Origin of the sequence: Pseudofrankia inefficax, from assembly GCF_000166135.1 — a bacterium.
In the GTDB taxonomy this organism is placed as follows: Bacteria; Actinomycetota; Actinomycetes; order Frankiales; family Frankiaceae; genus Pseudofrankia; species Pseudofrankia inefficax.
The window spans coordinates 366,935-389,069 of sequence record NC_014666.1 but is presented as its reverse complement, the minus strand read 5'-3'; the positions used below and the strand labels follow the sequence as shown (position 1 = coordinate 389,069).

Below are 22,135 nucleotides of genomic sequence, written 5' to 3'. Positions count from 1 at the left end.
TGAGGGTTCAGTCACCACGTGTTGCAGTGTGGGTACCCACTCCCGGCGCCACCGACGCGGCGGCCCGCCGGCCGGACAGCTCAGCCCGCCAGGCCCGTCCCAGCGAACGCCGGTGGCGGTGGTCATCGAACGACCACCGCCACCGACGGGTCCTGCATGTGAGGCTGTCTCGAATCGAGGCGTCCACGACCTCAACGGGCGCCAGGGCCGCTGTCTTACCAGCCGCCGCCCCAGCCACCCCAGCCGCCGCCGCCGCCCCAGCCGCCCCAGCCGCCGCCCCAGCCGCCCCAGCCGCCGCCGCCCCAGCCGCCGAAGCCGCCGACGCCGACGAAGCCGTACCCGGTGAGGTCGCGGAAGGACCCGGCATCCTGGAGGGTCGGGGCCTGATACGTAGCCTTCATGATGTTTCCTCCCCCTGTAAGTGCGCTCCTAGGCGCCCTCGGCCGAACAAGCCGACGGCCATCGGCTAAGCACCGACGCGTCGATCAGGCGTAATAACCGCCCGCATCCGACCAGTCACTAGCCTCCCACCTGAGGATTCATCCGCCGTTCATTACTCAGCGTGCACATACCTCGGCGACTCCGGGCGTCGCGAATCTTTATCCAAAGGTGGGAACGGTCGTCGCGGATTACCGTCCGAAGTCAACCGGTTACCAGGATGCCACCGGCCGGTTCACCGACGGTTCAGCACGCTGCGCAGATCCCGCCGTTACCAGCAGGTTGAGGACGAACCGCCCAGGACCCGGCGAACCTGATGCCCGGGGACGGCACCGGACGTACGCTCTGGCCCGCAGGGCGATTCCCGCCGGTTCCTCCGCCCGATTTCCGGCCACGGCCTGGATGACCACGTTCGGTGCCGATCTCCCGATCGGCGCGGACACGACGGGTTCCCTGCCCCGCCGACGCCGAGGCTTGTCGCGGCAGGCGCGGTCGCCGGCAGCGACACGGAAGGCGCGGGCACCCATGCCGATGATGTGCGCGGTGGCTTTCTCCCCTCGAGGGAAGCTCTACTACGCCGATCCCGGGTCACTCACGCCGAAGGTCGGCGACCGGGTGCTCGTCCCGACCGATGACGGCGCCGAGGTGGCCACCTGCATGTGGGCGCCCCAGTGGGTCAGCGAGGACATCGGGCACCTGCCGGTGCTGGTAGGGCTCGCGGCCGACCACGACGTGGAGCGTGAGGCGGCCTCGCGGCGGCGGCGCGCCCAGGCGAGGGTCGCCGCCAGGCGCCTGGTCCGCGACCACGGACTGCCGATGAAGATCGTCGGAGTCGACCACGTCAGCTCCGCCGACACCTTCACGATCTACTTCACCGCCGAGGGGCGGGTCGACTTCCGCGCGCTCGTCCGTGACCTCAACCGGACGTTGGACACCCGGGTCCACCTACGCCAGCTGTCCGCGCGGGACAGCGCGAAGCTTCAGGGTGGGATCGGCTCCTGCGGCCGAGACCTGTGTTGCTCGACGTTCCTCACCGACTTCGAGCCGGTGAGCATCCGGATGGCGAAGGACCAGAACCTGGCCCTGAACCCATTGAAGATCAGCGGTGCCTGCGGGCGACTGATGTGCTGCCTGCGCTACGAACACCCGTTGTACGAGGAGTTCACCGCCGCCGTCCCGGCGGTCGGCGCAAAGGCGCGCACGCCCGACGGCCCCGGCCGGGTGATCGCCCATGACGTACCGCGCCAACAGGTCGTCGTCGCGCTCGACGCGGGGGGCCGCAAGGCGTGCGACCGGTCCGACGTCTGTTCGTCCCGCCGCGCTCACGACGCCGCCTACCCGGCGACCGCGTCCTCCGGCTGCGACTCCGCCGTCCTCGCCGGTGCGGGTCCCGGCCAGATTGAGGCCGACGCCGGCCGCGACGCCGCCCAGGTCGGCGCGGGCTCGACCGCGGCGGGCGTCGCGACGGAGGCCGTGAGCCGAGGCCCGGGGCCCGGCGGGGCGGGCAACGCCGAACGGCCCGACGCGGAAACCGCGGCGGGCCAGACCGACTCGGGCGAAGGGGGTCACCATCGGATTCGGCGGCGACGTTCCCGCCCCGCCGGCCCGGCCTAACCGTGGACGGCCCTCAACTGGGGACCCCGTTCCGCCCGACCGGACGGAGGCGCCCCCAGCTCAGGGCCAGCGATCAACGGATCACGGGTCGAAGCGGTAGCCCATGCCGCGCAGGGTGGTGACGAGGCGACGCTGCGGGGGCCGCCCCTCGACCTTCGTCCGGACCCGCCGGACGTGCTCGGTCACCGTGGCCGGGTCCTGGAAGCGCGTGCCCCAGACCTGTTCCAACAGCTCCTCGCGGCTGAAGACGCGGCGCGGGTGCCGGGCGAGGAAGGCCAGCAGCTCGTACTCGCGAGCGGTCAGATCGATCCGCTCGCCGGCGACGGCCACCTCCCGGGCGCGCAGGTCGATCGACACGTCGCCGTAGATCAGCGGCTCGTTGCCGTCCCCGGACCGCTGAGGCGGCGCCTCCACGGGACGGCGGCGCAGCCGGGCCCTGACCCGGGCGACCAGCTCGCGCAGCGAGTACGGCTTGACGACGTAGTCGTCCGCCCCGAGCTCCAGGCCGACCACCCGGTCGACTTCCTCGGCCCGGCCGGTGAGCATGATCACCGGGACCTCGCTCGTCTGCCGCAGCCGGCTGAGCACGGCAAAGCCGTCCATGCGCGGCATCGCGACATCGAGCACGACCAAGTCGATCTCTGTGGTCTGGAACAGGCGCAGCGCGGTCTCGCCGTCCGCCGCCTCCAGAACGCGGTATCCGAAACGTTCCAGACTGCGCGCGAGTGCGACGCGCGATGCTTCGTCGTCCTCGGCGACGAGGAGCGATGCTCCCCGCGTCGTCGTCGCGACTGCTTCCCCGGTCATGCCGAAACCCTACGCAACCTCTCCGGTGCCACTGCGAGCGGGGTCGCATTTGACGAAATTCGGGCCACGGAGGAGGCCATCTCGACACACGGTCGTAACCGGACCAAAGCCTCCGGTCACCAAACCCTCACCTGTACCCCTAGTCACCCATCAGTCCGTCACCACACGATCCGGAAGCCCAACGCCAAATCCGCGCTCGCGGGCACCTTAGGAGCACACACAGACACCACAAGCCCCCCAGATGCCGTACGTGCTCCCAACCAGACACCGAGCCGGCAGACGCGGACGACCGGCCAGCCCCCGCCGCGCGCGACGGATCCGGTGTCCGCCCATGTGCCACAGGAAGAGGCAGCCGGACGGAGAGTCAGGCGTTGGCGCGATCTCCGCGGGCCAGGTAGCCGGCCGATCTTCGCGTTCCGCGGGACGCGGTGATCGGCTGGCTACCTGGCCGGAGGAGCCGGAGGAGATCGCCCACGCCGGAGCCCCGGCCGCTGCCCCAAGCCGATCTCCCCGCGGGCCGAACCACCCGACGGAGCCGGTGCCCAGCGGGCACTGTTTACCCCCGAGGCGCACCGGTCAGCAGGTCATCCCATCTGGCATACTCGGAGCCGCGCCAACCAGTAGGTCCTGCTGGTGCGTACGCCGAAGTAGCTCAGTGGCAGAGCAATCGCCTCGTAAGCGATAGGTCGCGGGTTCAATCCCCGCCTTCGGCTCAGACCCCCGCCGACCAGGGCAGTCGCCCGTCAGGCACGATCAGTCCGGACAGGCCAGCTTGATTGCTGACGTCCCGGGATCGAAGCGGTCAGCGGCCTACGAGCGGGCCGAGCCAGGGCACTGTCGCGCAGGCGGCGTCGAGGGTCTCGTCTTCCGTTGGGTACTGCCAGCCTGAGAAGTAGCTGACCGGCGTCCATCTGCCCATGTCTTCTGGGTCTTTGCGGAACTCTTCGAACCCGAAGGTCCCCTCGGGGCGTCTGAAGATGTCGACGCAGCGATCAGCCTCGGCCGTCTGGTGGCTGGCGAGAACCAACCACGATCTGTCGAGTCGCGACGACACGACCGGATCGTACGTCGCCTCGCTCGGCGGCCGGGCCAGCCGGCCGGCCCCGCGCAGGCCGCGCCAGGCCACGACAGCCACGAGACCCGAGACATCGAGAAGGCCCCGGCTGGTTCGCGAACCTGCCGGGGCCTTGCGATGTGTGCGGCCCGGTCGGGCCGCGGGGAGTTCAGGCGGTCTCGGTCTCCGCCTCGGTCTCGACCTCGTCGACGACGGGAGCGTGCTCCGCCCCGTCGGTCTCCAGACGCTTGATCGACGCGAGGATCTCGCGCTCGGCGTCGGCGCGGCCGACCCAGCTGGCGCCCTCGACCGACTTGCCGGGCTCGAGGTCCTTGTAGACCTCGAAGAAGTGCTGGATCTCCAGCCGGTCGAACTCCGGCAGGTGCCGGATGTCGCGCAGGTGCTCCTGGCGGATGTCGGCCACGGGCACGCACAGGACCTTGTCGTCCGGGCCCTTCTCGTCGGTCATCTGGAACATGCCGATCGTCCGGCAGCGCACCAGGCAGCCCGGGAAGGTCGGCTCCTCCAGCAGCACGAGCGCGTCCAGCGGGTCACCGTCGCGGCCGAGCGTGCCCTCGATGAACCCGTAGTCGGACGGGTAGTGGGTGGAGGTGAACAGCATCCGGTCCAGCCGGATCCGCCCCGTGTGGTGATCCATCTCGTACTTGTTGCGCTGCCCCTTGGGGATCTCGATGGTCACGTCGAACTCGAGGTCCACGCCGCTCCCTGTCTCCTTCTTATTGACAGCCGAGCCCCGAATGGGCGCGGCTTCTCTCCAGTCAGCCGGTTTCCGCGGGTCGGATTCCGGCTCGGTGCCCGGTCGGCCCAGGACCGACCTGCGTTCGCCCGGCGGCGACCAGAACAAGCCGTCTGATCACACCAGGTTCGTGAATCGTGCCTTCGTCCAGTGTCGACGGACATCGGACCGTCCGCAGCTCCGGCGATGTGGCCTACCCCACCCCGAGGTTCCGACCTCGTTGCCCGGCCCCACCCGACCGCCGCCGCAGTGACCTCTTCATAACCTTCAGTACCTGTTCCACGGGCGGTTGACCCCGGAACCTCTGTCAGTCGGCGTTCCAGGTCCAGCCCCCGCCGATATCCTGCCGGAGCGCCCGGACCAGCCACACACGAGCCCGCCTGGGATATCCCCGCCAAAGGTCATCGAAGGGGTCGCCCCGGCAGCCGGACCGGAGCGAGCGACCGTAGGCTCCATCCGTGACAGCAGGTGCCCGGGTCGGCGGCCTCACCGCGCTGGCCGGCGCGCTGCTCGCCGGATCGCTGACGATCTCCCCCGGGCCCGGAGGAGACAAGGCGCCCGGCCCGACGGTACCCCCGGTCAGCGCGGCGCCTCTGGCAGGCCTGGCCGCGAACCGCCCGCTCCCGGATCCGGCCGCTCTTTCCGGCCGCCTGGCCGGGCCCTTCGCGAACCCGCTGCTGGGCAGCCCGGCGGGCCTGGTGGTCGACGGCCTGACGGGGAAGGTCCTGTTCGACCAACGGGCCTCGGTGCCGACCGCGCCCGCCTCGACGCTGAAGACCGCCGTGGCCGCCGCCGCGCTGCGTACCTTCTCCGCCGGCACCCGGCTGACGACCCGGGTGGTCTACCTGCCGCCCCCCGCCGGGCCGTCCACCCCGGGCCCGGGCGTCCGCCAGGGCGGCACGCTCTGGCTGGTCGGCGCGGGCGACCCGACGCTGACCGCCGCGACCGGCCCGGCCGGCTACCCGGCCAGCATCAGCGCGAAGCTCTCGGAGCTGGCCGCCCAGGTCCACGCCGCGGGGATCACCTCGGTCAGCCGGCTGATCGGCGACGGGACGCTCTACCAGGGTCCGGCCACCGCGCCCGGCTGGAAGGACGTCTACGTGTCCGAAGGCGACGTCACACCGGTCTCGGCGCTGGAGGTCGACGCGGGCCGGCCCACGCCGGGGGCTGTCGGGCCGAGAACCGGTACCCCGGACGCCGCCGCGGCCGGCGCGTTCGCGGCCGCGCTGCACACCGCGGGCGTCGCCGTGGGCGGCCTGGGCACCGGGCCGGCCGACCCCGCGGCCAAGACGGTCGCCACGGCCGCGAGCCCCCCGATCCCGGTGCTGGTCGAGCGAATGCTGACCGACTCGGACAACGACATCGCCGAGAGCCTCGGCCGGCTCGTCGCGCGCGCCCACGGGCTGCCGCCGACGTTCGCCGGCGCGACCGCCGCCGTCGGAAAGGTGCTGACACAGCTCGGTATCGACACCGCCGGGATGTCACTGGCCGATGTGAGCGGCCTGTCGGTGACGGACGCGATCATGCCGAGGACGCTGGTGGCGATTCTGCGGACCGCGACGCTGCCCGGCCATCCCGAGCTGCGCCCGCTGATCACCGGCCTGCCGATCGCGGGATTCTCCGGCACGCTCGGCGACCGGTACGGCGGCACCGACACCGCGCCGGCCGCCGGCGACGTGCGGGCGAAGACCGGCAGCCTGAGCACCGTCACCAGCCTCGCCGGCCAGCTCGTCGACGCGGACGGGCGGCTGTTGCTGTTCGGCTTCTTCGCGCCGGTCAACGAGTCGACGGCCGCGAAGGCGAGCCTCGACCGGGTCGCCGCTGCCCTCGCCGGCTGCGGCTGTTCCGCCGCCGGGCCGCCGGCCTCCACGTCCGCCGGCACGGCGCCCGTCCAGCCCGACAAGGGCGGCGAGCCGCAGGCAGCCACCCAGCGCGGGCACTGACCGCACCCGCGGCCAGCATCCGGGGCGATGCCACGGACCGGCGCACGGCGAATCGGCGGGGTGGCGGTTCTCAAGATCGAATAGCCCTGAGCGGGTAGCGTGGTCCCCGTGGTGGACGCGCAGCCCCAGGACAGCGAACCCGAGGACAAGCGGCCCGACGACGGGCAACACGCCGACCAGCAGCCCGTCGACTGGGATCTGGCGGTCGCGACGGCCCGCAAGCTGGTCCGGCCCGGCCCGCAGCTCACCCGCGCCGAGGCCGACGAGGTCGTCAGCAGCCTGCGCAGGCTCGCGGTGGACGCCGAGCGGCACGTCGAGGACTACACCCACCTGCGGCCGGCCGCAGCGGTGACGCCGATCGCCGTCGTCGACCGGCCCGAATGGGCCCGTTCCAACGTCGCCGGCCTTCGCATGATCACTACCCCGCTGCTCGACCGGCTGGCCGACAACGCCAAGGGCTCGCTGTCGACGGCCGTCGGCCGCCGCGTCACCGGCGTGCAGCTCGGCTCGGCGCTCGCCTACCTCGCGGGCAAGGTTCTCGGCCAGTACGAGGTCTTCCTCCCGCCCGAGGAGTACGGGCCGACCGCCACGCCGGCGCGGTCCGACTGGGCCGACGGCGCGGGGCCGGTGGGCCGGCTGAGCCTGGTCGCGCCGAACATCGCGCACGCCGAGCGCCAGTTGGGCGTCGTCCCGCGTGACTTCCGGCTGTGGGTGTGCCTGCACGAGCAGACCCACCGCAGCCAGTTCACCGCCGTGCCGTGGCTGCGCGCCCACCTCGAGTCCGAGATCGGCGCCTTCATCGAGGCCACCGACCTGGACCCTGACGTGCTCGCGGACCGGCTGCGCTCGGCCGTCGGAGCGCTGCGCGGCGCCGTGCGCGACCGCGGCCCGGACGCCCCGAGCGTGGTCGAGGCACTCCAGACGCCGGCCCAACGGTCGGTGCTCGACCGGTTGCAGGCGCTCATGACGCTGTTGGAGGGCCACGCCGACCAGGTGATGGACGCCGTCGGCCCGCAGGTGGTGCCGACCGTCGCCGACATTCGCGCGAGGTTCGACACCCGTCGCTCCGGCGGCTCGCCGCTGGACCGGTTCGTGCGCCGGCTGCTCGGCCTGGACATGAAGCTGCGCCAGTACCGGCAGGGCGGCGCGTTCGTGCGCGCGGTCGTCGCCGAGGCGGGTGTCGACGGGTTCAACCTGGTCTGGCAGTCGCCCGCTACGCTGCCGAGCCAGGCCGAGATCGCCGACCCAGGGGCCTGGATGGCTCGCGTCCTGGGTAGCCGTCCGTCCATCTCCGCCTAGGTGCCGCGGGTGACCGGTTCCGCGAGCCCCGCCAGCGGGCAGCGGATCCACCCGTCGGGGTCGCCGGCGCCGGCCGTGGCCGCCATCCGGTTGGCCGTGCGGCACGCCGTCGCCGATCTGCCGCCCGGAGCGCTGGTGCTGGTCGCCTGCTCGGGGGGGCCGGACTCGTTGGCGCTGGCCGCCGCGACGGCGTTCGTCGCGCCGCGCCGCGCCCTGCGCGCCGGGCTGCTCACGGTCGACCACGGCTGGGACGGCGCCTCCGACCAGCGGGCCGAGTCCGTCGTCGCGCAGGGCCGGGCGCTGCGGTTGGACCCGGTGGAGCTGTTGGTCGCGCACTCGGCCCGGTCCGAGGGAGCCGCGCGGGACGCCCGGCGGGCGGCGCTCGCGGCCGCCGCCGAACGGTTGGGCGCCGCGGCGCTGCTGCTCGGCCACACCTTGGACGACCAGGCCGAGACCGTGCTGCTGAGGCTCGCCCGCGGCGCCGGGGCCCGCTCGCTGGGCGCCATGTCGCCGCGCGACGGACTGCTGCGCCGGCCGCTGCTGGGACTGCGCAAGGAGCAGACCAGGGCCGCCTGCCGCGCCGAGGGTCTAGACGTGTGGGAGGACCCGACGAACGCCGACGCGGCCTTCGCCAGAGCCCGCGTCCGGCACGCCCTGCTGCCGGCGCTGGAGGAACAGCTCGGTCCTGGTATCGCCGAGTCGTTGTCCCGCAGCGCCGACCTGCTGCGCGCCGATGCCGAGGCGCTCGACGCGCTGACGGATGACGCCTATGCCCAGGCCACCGCCGGTTCACCGGCCGGCGCTGGTTCGGTCGAACTCGCCGTCGAGGCGCTCGGGTCGTTACCCAGCGCGCTGCGGACCCGGGTGCTGCGCCGGGCCGCGCTCGCGCTGGGCGCATCGGCGTCCGCGCTGCGCGCCGAGCACGTCTGGGCGATGGAGGAGCTGGTGACCCGATGGCGCGGGCAGCAGCCGGTCCCGCTGCCGTCCGGCGTCACCGCCCGGCGTCGAGGTGACAGGATCAGCGTGGCCGGACCGGGCGAGACCAGGTCCGGGCGCCGCGGGACGGCGGACGGTGGCGACGCTGCATCAGGGCCGACCGGCCCGCGACCATCGCCGCGCCGGCCTGACGCCGCGCGGCCCGACGCCGAGGAGGGCATGCCGGTGAGCCAGGCCGAAGTGAGCGCACCCGACTCCGCTGATCAAAGCACAACCGGCTCGCCCGATCAGAGCAAACCCGGCTCGGCGCCCGCCGACACGCCGCCCTGGCACGACGGGGACATCGGCGAGGTCCTCGTCAGCGAGGAGGAGATCGCCACCCGCATCGCCGCCCTCGCCGCGCAGGTCGACGCCGACTACGCCGGGCGCGAGCTGCTGCTGGTGGGCGTGCTCAAGGGCGCTGTCATGGTCATGGCCGACCTCTCGCGGGCGCTGCGTACCCCCGTGACCATGGAGTTCATGGCCGTGTCGTCCTACGGCTCGGCGAGTTCCTCGTCCGGAGTGGTCCGCATCCTCAAGGATCTGGACCGGTCGATCGAGGGACGCGACGTCCTGGTAGTCGAGGACATCATCGACTCCGGGCTGACCCTGTCCTGGCTACTCAAGAACCTGCGTTCGCGTAACCCGGGCTCGCTTGAGGTGCTGGCGCTGTTCCGGAAGCCGGAGGCCATCACCGTCGACGTCGACGTCCGATATGTCGGTTTCGACATCCCGAGCGCCTTTGTGGTCGGCTACGGCCTCGACTATGCCGAGCACTACCGAACCTTGCCGTTCGTGGGGACACTCACCCCCGAAGCAATCGCCCGAGGCCCCCGCCCGTCCTGACCGGCGGCTCCGCGTCGTCCCGTCTCGCTTGGGAAGGCTGCCCTCCGTGCTCCGAACCTCCCAGATCGGTGGCAGCGTGAACCAACCACGGACCCGACCTAGATTCACTCCGACCCCAGACTTCAGGGTGCCAGGACAGCAAGCGCTGGGGAGGGCGCGCAGCGCCCGACCAGGCGGAGCCGGGGTTCCTGCCGGATCGACGGAGTCGATCCGGCAGGTCCGCGAAGGGCGCTCCGCGCCCGGTTCCGGCCGACCGCCGCGTACGGAACACGGCGGGCTGGCGAACCGTTCCTCAGCTGTACGCGTGGGTGACATGCGCGTGCCGGCGGTACCCTCGGCACAAGGGAATCCCGATCGAGGGCAGCACACACGTCAGGAGGGTGGAGCGCGCGTGTCCAGCGCTCCAGGCAGATGACTCCAAGAAGAATCTTCCGCGGCTGGGTGGTCCTGGCTCTCCTGGTCCTGCTTGTGATCTTCCTGACGACCAACGTCTTGTCTGGTCCCAAGGAGTACAGCAAGGAGAACCTGCACGATATCCAGGCCAAGATCGCTGCTGGCCAGGTCAAGAGTGCCACGATCGAGGACTCCAAGCAGATAGTCCAGATCACGACCAAGGACGACAAGAAGTACGAGTCGAGCTACGTCACCAACCAGGCGGTCTCGCTTGCCGCCGAGTTGAACGACAAGAACGTCCCGTACGAGGTCAAGGTCGAGCGCAGCAACGTCCTGGTCTCGCTGCTACTCAACCTGTTGCCTCTGGTGCTCGTGGTCGCGTTGTTCCTGTTCCTGATGAACCAGATGCAGGGCGGCGGCAACCGCGTGATGAACTTCGGCAAGTCCAAGGCCAAGCTGGTCAACAAGGACACACCGAAGACGACCTTCGCGGACGTGGCCGGCGCCGACGAGGCACTGGAGGAACTCCAGGAGATCAAGGAGTTCCTGGAGAATCCAGGAAAATTCCAGGCCATCGGGGCCAAGATCCCCAAGGGCGTGCTGTTGTACGGCCCACCGGGCACCGGTAAGACGCTGCTGGCCCGTGCGGTCGCCGGCGAGGCAGGCGTGCCGTTCTACTCGATCTCGGGCTCTGACTTCGTCGAGATGTTCGTCGGTGTCGGCGCGAGCCGGGTCCGCGACCTGTTCGAGCAGGCCAAGGCGAACGCGCCGGCGATCATCTTCGTCGACGAGATCGACGCGGTCGGCCGTCACCGCGGCGCCGGCCTCGGCGGTGGCCACGACGAGCGCGAGCAGACGCTCAACCAGCTGCTCGTCGAGATGGACGGCTTCGACGTCAAGGGCGGCGTGATCCTGATCGCCGCGACCAACCGGCCGGACATCCTCGACCCGGCGCTGCTGCGCCCGGGCCGGTTCGACCGGCAGATCGTGGTCGACCGCCCTGACCTACTGGGCCGTGAGGCGATCCTCAAGGTGCACGCCAAGGGCAAGCCGATCGGCCCGGACGTCGACCTGCTGGTCATCGCCCGCCGTACCCCCGGCTTCACCGGTGCGGACCTGGCCAACGTGCTGAACGAGGCCGCGCTGCTGGCCGCTCGCGCGGACCAGAAGATGATCTCCTCTGACCTGCTGGAGGAGTCGATCGACCGCGTGCTCGCCGGCCCGGAGCGCAAGACCCGGGCGATGAGCGACAAGGAGAAGAAGCGCATCGCCTACCACGAGGGCGGACACGCCCTGGTGGCACACGCGCTGCCGAACTCCGACCCGGTCCACAAGATCACGATTCTGCCCCGTGGCCGGGCGCTCGGCTACACGATGCAGCTCCCCCTGGAGGACAAGTACCTGTCCACCCGGTCGGAGATGCTCGACAAGCTGGCCGTGCTGCTCGGCGGCCGGACCGCGGAGGAGGTCGTCTTCCACGAGCCGACCACCGGAGCGAGCGACGACATCGAGAAGGCGACCCAGATCGCCCGCGCGATGGTCACCCAGTACGGCATGTCGGACAAGCTGGGCGCGCTGAAGTTCGGCGCCGAGTCGGGCGAGGTGTTCCTCGGCCGTGAGGTCGGACACCAGCGCGACTACTCCGAGGCCGTCGCCGGCGAGATCGACAACGAGGTTCGCAAGCTCATCGAGGCCGCGCACGACGAGGCCTGGGAGGTGCTGAACACCTACCGCGACGAGCTGGACAACCTTGTCCTACGGCTGATGGACACCGAGACCCTCAGCAAGGACGACGTGCTGGAGACCTTCGCCACCGTTCAGAAGCGGCCGGTTCGTGGTTTCTACACGGGCGTCGGCCGACGGGTACCGTCGGATCGTCCACCCGTGCAGACCCCTGCCGAGCTGGGTCTGGTCGCGTCCGACGTGGCCGACCTGGTCAAGGGCAACGGGAACGGAAACGGTCACCCGACCGGCAACGGCTCGCCAGGCCTCAACAACCCGGCGGCCGCTCCCGGGCAGGGTGCCGACACCGGCCACGGCCCGGTCTCCGGGCCCGTCAACGGCCCGACCGGGCCGGCCGGGCCACCGGCCGCGCCCCCGCCGGATGCTCCACGGATCTCGAACCCGTGGGCGCCCCCGGTGTGGCCGAACGACGACGAAAGGAAACGCAGTTGACGTCCGAGACCGACCTCCTGTCCGCCGACCTCGACCACCTCGATGACGAGGGCGGCTCGGCGGCGGAGACTGGGTCAGGTTCCGGCGCCGCCGTCGCGGAGTTCCGGCCGGGCAACGGTCGGATACGCCCGTTCGACCACGACCGCGTCGCCGCTGCGGTGCGTGAGCTGCTGATCGGCATCGGGGAGGACCCGGATCGGGAGGGCCTGCGCAAGACGCCCGACCGGGTCGCCCGTGCCTACGCGGAGGCGGTCGAGGGGCTGGGCCGCGACCCCGCCGACGTGCTGACCACCGTCTTCGACGAGGGTCACGACGAGATGGTGCTGGTGCGCGACATCGACTTCTCGTCGCTGTGCGAGCACCACCTGGTCGTCTTCTCAGGGAAGGCGCATGTCGCCTACATCCCGAACGAGAACGGCCAGATCACCGGCCTGTCGAAGCTGGCCCGGCTGGTCGACCTGTATGCCCGCCGGCCGCAGGTACAGGAGCGGCTGACCTCGCAGGTCGCCGACGCGCTGGTGGACGTGCTCCAGCCGCGCGGGGTCATGGTGGTCGTCGAGGCGGAGCACCTGTGCATGTCGATGCGCGGGGTCCGCAAGCCTGGCGCCTGCACGGTCACGTCCGCGGTCCGGGGCCAGTTCCTCTCCCCCGCGACCCGCAACGAGGGCATGAGCCTCATCCTGAGCAGCCACCGCCGGTAGCCGCTCAGCCAGTCACGACGAAAGCCCCCGGGTTCGCCCGGGGGCTTTCGTCGTTGTCTCCGTCAGAGGTGACGGCGCATCAGCGCGGCGCCAACGCAACCACCTCGCCAGGCAGTATCGGGCTAACGACGCCAAATACCTCAGCCAAGATCCGCATTGTCGGGCGCCCCAGCGCCCGACGGCGGGCGCGCAGCGCACGCCCTAGAGGCGGCAGGCCTGGATCGCGGAGACGAGGATGCCGCGGGCACCGAGGTCCCACAGGTCGTCCATCGTGCGGTTGACGTCGTCCTTCAGCACCATGGCCCGGACCGCGACCCAGCCCTCCCGAGCCAGCGGCGAGATCGTGGGTGACTCGAAGCCCGGGGTGATCTCGCACGCCTTTTCCAGCACGTCGGTCGGCGCGTCATAGTCCATGATCACGTATCGGCGGGCGACGAGGACACCTTGGACCCGGCGCAGCAGCCGCTCCTGCGCCGACCCGAGCTCCGCGCCCTGCTTGGTGATCATAATGGCCTCGGACCGCATGACCGGCTCACCGACGAGCTCCAGCCCCGCGGCGCGCAGCGTGCGCCCGGTCTCCACGACGTCGGCGACGGCGTCCGCGACGCCCAGGCGCACCGCGGTCTCGACCGCGCCGTCCAGGGTGACCACCTGCGCGGTCAGCCCCCGAGCCGCGAAGTCCGCGCGGACCAGCCCGGGGAACGAGGTGGCGATACGCAACCCGTCCAGCTCCGCGACGTCGGCGATGGCGCCCTTCGGCGCCGCGTAACGAAACGTCGAGTGCCCAAAGCCGAGCGCGACGAGCTCCCGAGCCGGCACCCCGCTGTCCAGCAGCAGATCGCGGCCCGTGATGCCGACGTCGAGGCGGCCAGCGCCGACGTAGACCGCGATGTCGCGCGGGCGCAGGAAGAAGAACTCGATGTCGTTCTCGACGTCGGCGACGACGAGCTCGGCGCCGTCCCGCTTCACGTGGTACCCGGCGTCGCCGAGCAGCTGGCTGGAGGCGGCGGAGAGCGCGCCCTTGTTCGGTACCGCGATACGCAGCATGATCATGTCCGTGTCATCTCAGGCCGATGGTGGCCGCTCACAGGGCAAGGGGCGCGACGTGGTCTGACGTCGCCGGAACCCGCGCCACCCCAGGGGCATACGACACCCGGGTGCGGGGTCAGAGATGGAGGTAGACGTCGTCCGGGGTGAGGCCACGGGAGATCATCATGAGCTGAATCCAGTAGATCAGCTGAGAGAGCTCCTCGGCGGCCCGCTCGCCGGTCTCGTACTCGGCCGCCATCCAGCTCTCGGCAGCCTCTTCGACCAGCTTCTTGCCGATGTGGTGCACGCCGGCCTCGAGCGCGGCGACGGAGCCGGAGCCCGGGGTCTTGTCCTGCCACTTCGCGGACAGCTCGACGAACAGCTCGTCAAAGGTCTTCACGGCCGGCGACCCTCGGCAGCGGAAGCGGTGACGCCACCACATGCGCCCAGGCACGCGCGCGTGCAGCCGACAGACCTCATGAACCGCATGTTACCTGGGCGGGCCCGCGGTCCCGGGCCCCGCTGTCCCAGCGGCACAGACGCACGGCGCCGTCACGCGGAGCGACCTGGGTCCGCGCCCCGACATGACCATGGTGAAAACGGCCCAGCGCTGGTTGACTGGGTCGCTGTGTCCCCTCCCGCGATCGTCGCCACCGATCTGGACGGAACCCTGATCCGGTCGGACGGCACCGTGTCGGAGCGCACCCGTCGAGCCCTGCGCCGGGTGCGCGAGCACGGCGCGACCGTCGTGTTCGTGACCGGCCGACCGATCCGGGTGATGGCGGACGTCGTCGCGAAGACCTCGGTCGCCGGCATCGCCGTCTGCGCGAACGGTGCCCTCGTCTACGACCTGGACGCGCAGACGACGGTCAACCATCGCGAGCTCGACCAGCGGGCGGCGCTACGGCTGGCCCAGGCCATCCGGGAGATGGTGCCGGACGTCGCGTTCGCGGTAGAGAGCGGGCTGAGGTTCGGGCGGGAGCCCGGGTTCCGCACGATGTGGCCCGACCCGCTGGAGCTGGTCGCCGACCTCGCCGACCTGCTGGTGACGCTGCCACCCATCAAGCTGCTCGTTCGCCGCAGCGGAGAGTCGCTCGCCGACGTCTACGAGAAGGTCGTGGACCTCGCGGGCGCCGAGGCGGTGGTGACCCGGTCCACCGAGACGCTGATCGAGATCGCCGGCGCCGGCGTCTCCAAGGCGGTCGCGCTGGCCGAGGTCGCCACCGCCCGCGGGGTCACCGCGGCGGACGTCGTCGCCTTCGGCGACATGCTCAACGACCTGCCGATGCTCGCCTGGGCCGGCCACGCCGTCGCCGTGGCCAACGCCCACCCGCAGGTCCTCGCGGCCGCCGACGAGATTACCGCCTCCAACGACCAGGACGGCGTCGCCCTCGTTCTGGAACGCCTCTTCGACTGAGGCCACCCAGTCCGAGATCGACCGCACCCCGGACCTTCCGCGCCGGGCCAACGCCGGCTCCCGCAAGGTCGCGCCCCGGTCCCCCGGCAGCTCGGCAGCCCGATGATCGCTGTTTCAGCCCTCGGATGGTCGTGCCCGGGGCTGTTTCGCAGCCACCAGAGGGCCGAAACAGCGATCATGGCGACGGGCAAGCCCTCAGCCTTGTTCAGGGCTCGGGTCGATCAGGGCTTGGGCATCGCCATGTCGGCGTAGCGCGCCTTGTAGCGCTCGAGGACCTCGAAGAGGTCGGCATTCGCGAGCTCGCGGTAGCTCTCGAAGAAGTGGGTGTAGAACTCGACACTGCGCCGGTCCTGGTAGACGGTCGCGTCCAGGGATTCGGTGACGACCACATCGTCGTCAAAGATCATGAATCCGTGGCTCGGTGGCAGGCCGAGCTGGGCCGTCATCGGGACGATCCGCACCGTCACGTTCGGCAGCTTCGCGATCTGCTCGATTCGGTCGACCTGCGCCAGCATGTACCCCGGAGTGACATACATGTTGTTGAGCAGGTTCTCCAGCAGGATGAACTCAAACGTCTTGTTGGTGTCGTAGAGCCGCTCCTGGCGCTGGAGCCGCTGCGTCACCTTCGCCGCAGTCTCGGCCCACTTCGACTCATGGTCACCAATGTCGACCGCATGGAACGCGTTGATCACCCGGCGGGTGTACTCACTGATCTGCATCAGGCCTGGAACGGTGATCGGCTCGAAGTCACGCACCAGCGTGGCGCGACTCTCAAGATCGGCATAGTCCTGCTGGTTAACCGGGCCACGACGCGGCAACCGCGGGCGGCTACTCAGAGCCTGCAACTCGGTCGCCTGCCCCACCAACTCGTGCAGGGCGTCCTTCGAACCGTCCAGGGCCAACACGATCTTCTCAACGTCCAACGGGCTCGGCCGCAGCGCTCCCCGCTCGATCTTCGAGATCTTCGCCTGACTCGCGCCGATCGCCCGGCCGAGTTCCTCCCCCGTCATCCCCTTGCGCTTGCGCAACCCAGCAAGCGCGCGACCGAGCTCCCCAGCCAATGTCGAGGAGCCCGGCTCCGCACCAAGCGCGGGAACGCCAAGTGACGGAACGACATCGACAATATCGTCCGCCACGACAGCCCTCCGCTTCCGCGAGAACAATTACGCCGGGTCGAGACCCAGTACACCAGGCCCGATGGCGCAGCTACCCGGCCCGACTACTGTCCATCCCAGTCTGGCAGACTGCGCGCCGCTCTGATGAGCAGGTCGCGAGGAATCTGCACTCGGGCCTCCCCGTCTGGCACCCCGTCAGCGTAGCGCTGCGTAGGCACAACATAACCCTGAACGACCACGGACCCGTCAGACGCCTCGAAGACGCCTGGGCACGTCGACGTCCCGCAGCTGGACTGGGCAAGCGGCACGAGCTCCATTGCTCCTACTTCCTCCGCGGCGCGCTCAACATCAAGTACCCGCCACCGGCAATGACAGAGTGAATAATATCGATCTTCGGAAGAACATGATCTCCCAGGCCTGAATACTAGACCGGCGGCGCCAAGTCGGCAGTCGGGGAACCTGGCCGGCGCGTCGAGCTGGAGCCGCCAAGCCACCCATTCGGGCACCCCCCACGCAAGAACACTCGCATGAATCAACAAACGCGCATGCGAAGGGCGTCTACCAGGCAATTCGCGCCTGCGGGTGGTCTGCCACGGGTCCGGATGTGGAACCTGTTGACCACGTATATCGGCGGCGTGTTCCGCGATTGCGTGCTCAAATCGAGTAACACGGTCCTGTCCGCCGATGGGGCGATCCCCGGTCGGCCGGGTCCCGCGGCGCCAACCCGACGTTCGCCGAAGGGATCTGGGGGCTCCACACGAAAGGGCGGGAACATGCGCCTTATACCTCTGACCGACCACGACTGCGGAACCAACTCGTGCCCTCAGGTCTATGCGAGCGACCACGGCACGATCGTCGTCCAGGGCACGCTCGTGACTGACGACACCGTGCAGCCGGCCCCCGGTGAGGTCCTGGTCGAGATTCCGGCGGAAATCTTTCGGGCCGCGGCGGCAGCGGTATCCGACCGGCCAGCCTGACCGGACCAGCCTGCCCCCGCCGGCCGCCCCGCCCACCCCGGCCGGTCCGGCGACACTCACCCCGCCGGCGTCAACCGAGCCGGCCGGTTTTGCTGCCCCGAAAGGCACGACGGCCGGCACGGACCCGCGCGACCGTCTCGACGTCACGTCGCCACCTGTCTCGTCCTGTCCCGGTCCGGTACCCGGATCGGATCGCTGGCCCGCTCGCGAACGGCAGCCGAACCAGCGATGTCCCTGCCAGGTCGAAAGTATTCACCTCAACGCCAGCTTTGTAAAGATCTTGGACTATATTCTCAAGTCGCCTTGTCGACGGTCTCGCAGTCGTCTACCTTTTGCTCAAGGGTCCAGTCGACCAGCGGTCACGGGCCTCGGAAGCAGGAGGTGCGTCGGAATATGCCGCACGCGGGGGATCTCACCACTGATTCCTGTGTAGTACCCAGGTGGGGTATGGCCACCTCGGCCAGCACAGCCCACCCCACGGCCGGGGGCGCCGGCCAACGCCTGAACAGCACCAAGATCCAGCTGGACGTGATCGCATGTCAATGCTGACCGTTTACGCCACTCTCACCGGCACCAACCGCGACCAGTTGTACACCCGGCTGTCCTGGCTGACCCGCCAGTACCTGCGCTACACGGCGGCGAAACCCGGCCAGCCTGCCCGACTGGACGCATTCTCGGATGAAGCCCGGTCGATGGCGGGCGCTCTGGGGGACGCGGTCCGCATCCTGGTCGACCGCGACCAGGAGAACTCGCGGACCGCGCTGGTCGGCGCCGTCCGGCGCGCGGAGGACAGCTGGCAGAAGGTGCAGATCGACCTGCACCGTTCCGGAACCACCTGGGCCGACCTGCGGGTGCGGCCCGGTTACCGGCGGGACCTGCCCGTGCAGCGTGTTACCGGCGGCGAGACGCCCCAGCGGCTCACCCTCGTCCACGACAGCAGGACCGTCGAGGCCACCCGCCGCGCGGAGGCTCGCCTCGCGCAGTCCCGGGCCGCCGCGGGCCGAGTCCCCGATGCACCGGCCACAGGCCGGGGTGGAAGCGACAGCCGCATAGCCGAGAAGGTCTCGGTCGGCTCGGCAGGCCATCGCCGCGAGCTCACCCCGCAACGGTAAGCCGACCACCTGGCCCGACCGCCGACGGAGTCGGCCGGGCCAGGTGCCGCACGTCCATCGCGTGCCGGCCTGGCTGGTGGCACGGGCCAAACCGCATCGCCGGCCAACAGGTCGCCGGTCGACGCACGACGTGGACTACTGTCCGGTGCCCGCGTCTTCCGACTTCGCGACCTTCGTGCTTTCCTCGAGAAACTCGGTCTTGTACCGGCTCAGGATCGGCAGGACGTCTGGCGTGCTGCTGGACCAGAACCGATCAAAAACCCTGGCGTAGATCTCGACGCCATCACGGTCTCGGCGGCTGGATCCGGCGGTCGACTCGGTGATCACGACGGCGTCGTCCATGATCTCGAAAGGCTCGATGGCCGGGAATGGCAGGGACGTGTCGGTGGGCACGATCCGGATCTCGACGTTCGGGAGTTCGCAGGCGCTCTCGATCCGTTGGATTTGCGCGGCCATCAGCAGCGGCCAGTAGTCCTTCGCGCCGAAGCGGGCCCGGAGCGCCGACTCGCTGATGATGAACTTGAAATCTCGATCGGGATCGTAAAGCCGTTCCTGACGCTCCAACCGCAGCCGCACCGCGGCGGCGGTGTCCGGCCAGCCCTGGCGGTCGTCGCCGTAGATCACGGCATAGAACCTGTTGATCACCCGGCGGGCATACTCGCTGGTTTGTAGCAGGCCCGGCACGAGGATCGGCTCGAAGGCGCGCAGATGCCTCGCTCTGCCCTCTTCTTCGAGGTAGTCCTCCTGGTTGGCGGCAACGCTCCGGTTCGCGCCACGTCGACGCTCCCGCGCCAACGCCTGAGCCTGGCGCGATCGCTCCACGAGATCGGCCACCAGGGCGCCAGGCAGATCGAGGGCACCCGCGAACCGCACGACATCGGCCTGCGACGGCGTGACCCGCGAGTTTTCGATCTTGGAAATCTGGCCCTGGCTGACACCGGACCGCTTGGCGACCTCGACGCCGGTCAGGCCGCTCTCCCGACGCAGTCTGGCGAGCGCGGCGCCCACCGTCTCGGAGGGATCATGATGCCGACCGGACCGGTCGTCGGTCTCCATCGTCCCTCCCGCCCCAGGGGTCGAGCCCGGGCTACCGCTGGCGGCCTCACGCCCCAGCCGACGTCGACCTCAGCTCGCCAACAGCCTGCGCGCCGCCTCGTTCAACAGCTCCCGGGGGATGACGACACGCGCTTCCCCCGTGGGAACGCCCTCGGAGAGGCGAGGTTCCGGCAGGTAGCCCTGGACGATCACCGCGTCGTCTTCGGTCGTGAAGACGGTCGGGCAACCTCCGGAGCCGCACACAGTCACCAGAGGGGTTGGCTGCATTGCTCGTCCTCTCCTAGGCACACGGGAACCTACACCCAGAGTGGATCGAGGGCAAATATGTCAGAATATGTTGGCATCGCACTCCGACCACCCACGCCACCACTGGGAATATGAGGCGACCCTACCGGCCTCCATCCAGGCTCCGCCTGCTGGGCGGCGAGGTTCCACTCACGGCGTGTCACCTTTGGTAAACAACAGACTGCATGTGGCTATAGGTCGAGCCACAGCGGGCAACGATGATTCAATCTGAACAAGATTGACAACCGTGAGTAGTTGGCCGGTGGCGAGACTCGACGCTGAGACAGTGGCCTCCGAGCACACGAGGCGCGAATATGCCGGTCGGACATAGGCCGACGGGATCCGCCCTCGTTACCCGATGCCGACCGGCGGCCGAACCTGCTAGGCGGCCAGCGCCAACTGCCCGACCACCTTCGAAGGCAACCGGCGCGCGATGACCGCGGCCTCGTGAGAGGCGACGCCAATGGACTCGGGTGGCGTAGTGGCTGCAGAGCCGACCACATAGGCCGATCCCGCCCGCACGCTCTCGGCCAGCTCATCTATTTCAGCGGGGTCGGTGCCGGCCGCGTGAAACGCGGCGCGCAATCTCGCGGTCGCCGGCTCAAAGACCGTCAGATCCACCCGGACGGTCGTGCGGGCCGGGTCGCCGTCCCGACCGGAAGCCCTCTGCGGCAACCGATCGCCGACCACCCAGACGTCACGGCCATCCACAAAGACCGCGTGGCACGCGCCGGAACCGCAGGCCGCAATGGCCAGGACAAGAACCATGCCGGGCTCACCTTCCCGCCACCACCGTGGTCGGCTCTGGTGGGGGTCGGCCGGGCACAGCGGCCCGTAGGAGACCGACCACCGGAAATTCTATTGAAACACGGCAGATTGCCCACGGCGGGACGTTTTGTTGAACATCGCCCAACGGCCTGTACTGCCGCCGCCCGGCCGACCGCGCCAACCGGCCTGGCCACCTGGCCGACCGGCGAGCGCCGTTCTGGATCACGGGGCCGGGTCGAGGCGGACTGCGGTCGACCCGTGCGATCGACGTCCAGAACCTGACCTACAGGCAAATATTCCGAATCTTCTTGCCACGGCGACTCATCTTGCCGCACTATTCTGGTGAGGCCAGCCGATCGACCACCGGTCGCCTAGTCAAGGGGGTACACGATGCCTCGCTTGATGACATTGACGTCACTCAGCGTCCCAGCCAGCCCAGCTCTCGCTAGTACCCGGCCACGACCCCCTCGGGGGTACGAAATCCGAAGATCCACCGTGGCTGGAAGGACGAGTACGTGACTGAGCCTAGCTTGTCGAGTCTCGGATCTGGCGTGTCAGCACAGGAGCTGATCATCGTCGGGATCTGCCTCACGGCCCTCGCGGCCTGCCTCGGGAAGTCGCGCCTGGCGGTATTCCTAGGTATTCCGACATTGCTGGTCACCGGCCTGGCCAGCGTCATCGGCTGGCTGACCGGGATCGGCGACACCGGCCCGGCGGACAGCACCACGCGGCCGACGGCGCCACCGGCACGAGCGCTGCCTGCTGGTTCCGGTACCGATCCGACCGCGGGCGCCGGCGCCCGTGGCCACTCCTACTGGCCCGTCTGGATCCTCGGAACCACCACACTGCTGATCGCGGTCGTGGCGGGGCTGCTGCTCTTCACCGCCGTCACTCGGGCCCGCCGCGAGGACTTCGTGCTCGACGGCGCGGCCCACGGGCACGGCGACCACAACGACGACCTCGATGACGACCCGCATCCGGTGTGGGCGGACGACCGCGACGTCACGGAACCGGACACCGGCCCGCCGCGGACAAAGCCCTGGCCGAGCCTCGACGCCGGAAGCCCCCGGGGCGACACCTTCTCGACGCGAATGAACCAGCTCGCGCATGACTTCATGAAGCATGTCGTGGCCCACCACGACCGGCCGGCGGTGGTCGACCTGCAGGCGCCCGTGACCCAGCGCTTCGTCACCGCGTTCACCTACGCCACCGACCTGTTCCTCGACCGCAGCCCCCGGGACCCGGTGCTGATGTCGGCGGCGATCAGCGAGGCGGAACGTCGCTGGACGTTGGTCAAGCAGGACCACGGCCACCTCGGCGACGACACCGGCAACCCTCGCATCGACGAGTGGTAAGCGGGTGGAACCGCATCAC

19 protein-coding genes and 1 tRNA gene are annotated in these 22,135 nt (G+C 70.0%); 10 read left to right on the top strand and 10 right to left on the bottom strand.

The window, feature by feature from the left end:
- Window positions 1–215: 215 nt before the first annotated feature.
- Window positions 216–401: a lasso RiPP family leader peptide-containing protein gene (locus FRAEUI1C_RS01580; RefSeq protein ID WP_013421523.1), complete on the bottom strand. Its 186-nt coding sequence runs from the start codon at window positions 399–401 to the stop codon at window positions 216–218.
- 562 nt (window positions 402–963) lie between these two features.
- Here FRAEUI1C_RS01580 and FRAEUI1C_RS01575 point away from each other — a divergent pair.
- Window positions 964–2,052 carry a PSP1 domain-containing protein gene (locus FRAEUI1C_RS01575; RefSeq protein WP_013421522.1) on the top strand — a complete coding sequence of 363 codons (1,089 nt, stop codon included), beginning with the start codon at window positions 964–966 and terminating at the stop codon, window positions 2,050–2,052.
- Between the two features lie 81 nt (window positions 2,053–2,133).
- Here FRAEUI1C_RS01575 and FRAEUI1C_RS01570 read toward each other — a convergent pair whose 3' ends face one another.
- Window positions 2,134–2,859, bottom strand: a complete 726-nt coding sequence (locus tag FRAEUI1C_RS01570; RefSeq protein ID WP_013421521.1) for a response regulator transcription factor — start codon at window positions 2,857–2,859, stop codon at window positions 2,134–2,136.
- 641 nt (window positions 2,860–3,500) lie between these two features.
- On the opposite strand from FRAEUI1C_RS01570, the gene FRAEUI1C_RS01565 reads away from it, so the two are divergent.
- Window positions 3,501–3,572, top strand: a tRNA-Thr gene (locus tag FRAEUI1C_RS01565).
- Window positions 3,573–3,661: 89 nt separating this feature from the next.
- Here the strand turns inward: FRAEUI1C_RS01565 and FRAEUI1C_RS01560 are convergent.
- A complete protein-coding gene (locus FRAEUI1C_RS01560) occupies window positions 3,662–3,985 on the bottom strand; it encodes a hypothetical protein (RefSeq protein ID WP_198318688.1) in 324 nt (107 codons plus the stop codon).
- 97 nt (window positions 3,986–4,082) lie between these two features.
- The gene (locus FRAEUI1C_RS01555; protein ID WP_013421519.1) at window positions 4,083–4,631 is read right to left on the bottom strand and encodes an inorganic diphosphatase; all 549 of its coding nucleotides are present in this window, start codon (window positions 4,629–4,631) and stop codon (window positions 4,083–4,085) included.
- 497 nt (window positions 4,632–5,128) lie between these two features.
- Here FRAEUI1C_RS01555 and dacB point away from each other — a divergent pair, with 497 nt between their 5' ends.
- The 5 genes from dacB (at window position 5,129) to folE (ending at window position 13,002) form a co-directional block, all read left to right on the top strand.
- The gene (gene dacB, locus FRAEUI1C_RS01550) at window positions 5,129–6,613 is read left to right on the top strand and encodes a D-alanyl-D-alanine carboxypeptidase/D-alanyl-D-alanine endopeptidase (RefSeq protein WP_013421518.1); all 1,485 of its coding nucleotides are present in this window, start codon (window positions 5,129–5,131) and stop codon (window positions 6,611–6,613) included.
- A gap of 198 nt (window positions 6,614–6,811) precedes the next feature.
- Complete coding sequence (locus FRAEUI1C_RS01545) at window positions 6,812–7,912, top strand: zinc-dependent metalloprotease (RefSeq protein WP_041259938.1); 1,101 nt, start codon at window positions 6,812–6,814, stop codon at window positions 7,910–7,912.
- A 9-nt stretch (window positions 7,913–7,921) separates the two neighbouring features.
- Window positions 7,922–9,733 (top strand): hypoxanthine phosphoribosyltransferase, encoded by a 1,812-nt coding sequence (hpt, locus tag FRAEUI1C_RS01540; protein WP_013421516.1) that lies wholly within the window; start codon window positions 7,922–7,924, stop codon window positions 9,731–9,733.
- Between the two features lie 411 nt (window positions 9,734–10,144).
- Window positions 10,145–12,301: an ATP-dependent zinc metalloprotease FtsH gene (gene ftsH, locus FRAEUI1C_RS01535; RefSeq protein WP_013421515.1), complete on the top strand. Its 2,157-nt coding sequence runs from the start codon at window positions 10,145–10,147 to the stop codon at window positions 12,299–12,301.
- A complete protein-coding gene (gene folE, locus FRAEUI1C_RS01530; RefSeq protein ID WP_013421514.1) occupies window positions 12,298–13,002 on the top strand; it encodes a GTP cyclohydrolase I FolE in 705 nt (234 codons plus the stop codon). The genes ftsH and folE overlap by 4 nt, the downstream gene beginning before the upstream one ends.
- 201 nt (window positions 13,003–13,203) lie before the next feature.
- On the opposite strand, the gene hisG is transcribed toward folE, so the two are convergent.
- Together hisG and FRAEUI1C_RS01520 are read right to left on the bottom strand one after the other, a co-directional pair.
- Window positions 13,204–14,049, bottom strand: a complete 846-nt coding sequence (hisG, locus tag FRAEUI1C_RS01525) for an ATP phosphoribosyltransferase (protein WP_013421513.1) — start codon at window positions 14,047–14,049, stop codon at window positions 13,204–13,206.
- Window positions 14,050–14,167: 118 nt separating this feature from the next.
- On the bottom strand, window positions 14,168–14,431 hold the full coding sequence (locus FRAEUI1C_RS01520) for a phosphoribosyl-ATP diphosphatase (protein WP_013421512.1): 264 nt from the start codon (window positions 14,429–14,431) through the stop codon (window positions 14,168–14,170).
- Between the two features lie 228 nt (window positions 14,432–14,659).
- On the opposite strand from FRAEUI1C_RS01520, the gene FRAEUI1C_RS01515 reads away from it, so the two are divergent.
- Entirely contained in the window at window positions 14,660–15,448 is a 789-nt protein-coding gene (locus FRAEUI1C_RS01515; RefSeq protein ID WP_013421511.1) for a Cof-type HAD-IIB family hydrolase, read from the top strand.
- Window positions 15,449–15,669: 221 nt separating this feature from the next.
- Here FRAEUI1C_RS01515 and FRAEUI1C_RS01510 read toward each other — a convergent pair whose 3' ends face one another.
- The gene (locus FRAEUI1C_RS01510) at window positions 15,670–16,584 is read right to left on the bottom strand and encodes a helix-turn-helix domain-containing protein (RefSeq protein WP_013421510.1); all 915 of its coding nucleotides are present in this window, start codon (window positions 16,582–16,584) and stop codon (window positions 15,670–15,672) included.
- 1,498 nt (window positions 16,585–18,082) lie between these two features.
- Here FRAEUI1C_RS01510 and FRAEUI1C_RS01495 point away from each other — a divergent pair.
- Complete coding sequence (locus FRAEUI1C_RS01495; protein WP_041258689.1) at window positions 18,083–18,652, top strand: hypothetical protein; 570 nt, start codon at window positions 18,083–18,085, stop codon at window positions 18,650–18,652.
- A 135-nt stretch (window positions 18,653–18,787) separates the two neighbouring features.
- Here FRAEUI1C_RS01495 and FRAEUI1C_RS01490 read toward each other — a convergent pair whose 3' ends face one another.
- The 3 genes from FRAEUI1C_RS01490 to FRAEUI1C_RS01480 form a co-directional block, all read right to left on the bottom strand.
- Window positions 18,788–19,708, bottom strand: a complete 921-nt coding sequence (locus tag FRAEUI1C_RS01490) for a helix-turn-helix domain-containing protein (RefSeq protein ID WP_013421506.1) — start codon at window positions 19,706–19,708, stop codon at window positions 18,788–18,790.
- 69 nt (window positions 19,709–19,777) lie between these two features.
- Window positions 19,778–19,975: a hypothetical protein gene (locus tag FRAEUI1C_RS01485; protein ID WP_013421505.1), complete on the bottom strand. Its 198-nt coding sequence runs from the start codon at window positions 19,973–19,975 to the stop codon at window positions 19,778–19,780.
- Between the two features lie 399 nt (window positions 19,976–20,374).
- Complete coding sequence (locus FRAEUI1C_RS01480; protein WP_013421504.1) at window positions 20,375–20,761, bottom strand: hypothetical protein; 387 nt, start codon at window positions 20,759–20,761, stop codon at window positions 20,375–20,377.
- 551 nt (window positions 20,762–21,312) lie between these two features.
- Between FRAEUI1C_RS01480 and FRAEUI1C_RS35830 the strand changes: the two genes are divergently transcribed.
- Complete coding sequence (locus FRAEUI1C_RS35830) at window positions 21,313–22,116, top strand: hypothetical protein (RefSeq protein WP_049806801.1); 804 nt, start codon at window positions 21,313–21,315, stop codon at window positions 22,114–22,116.
- Window positions 22,117–22,135: the final 19 nt, after the last annotated feature.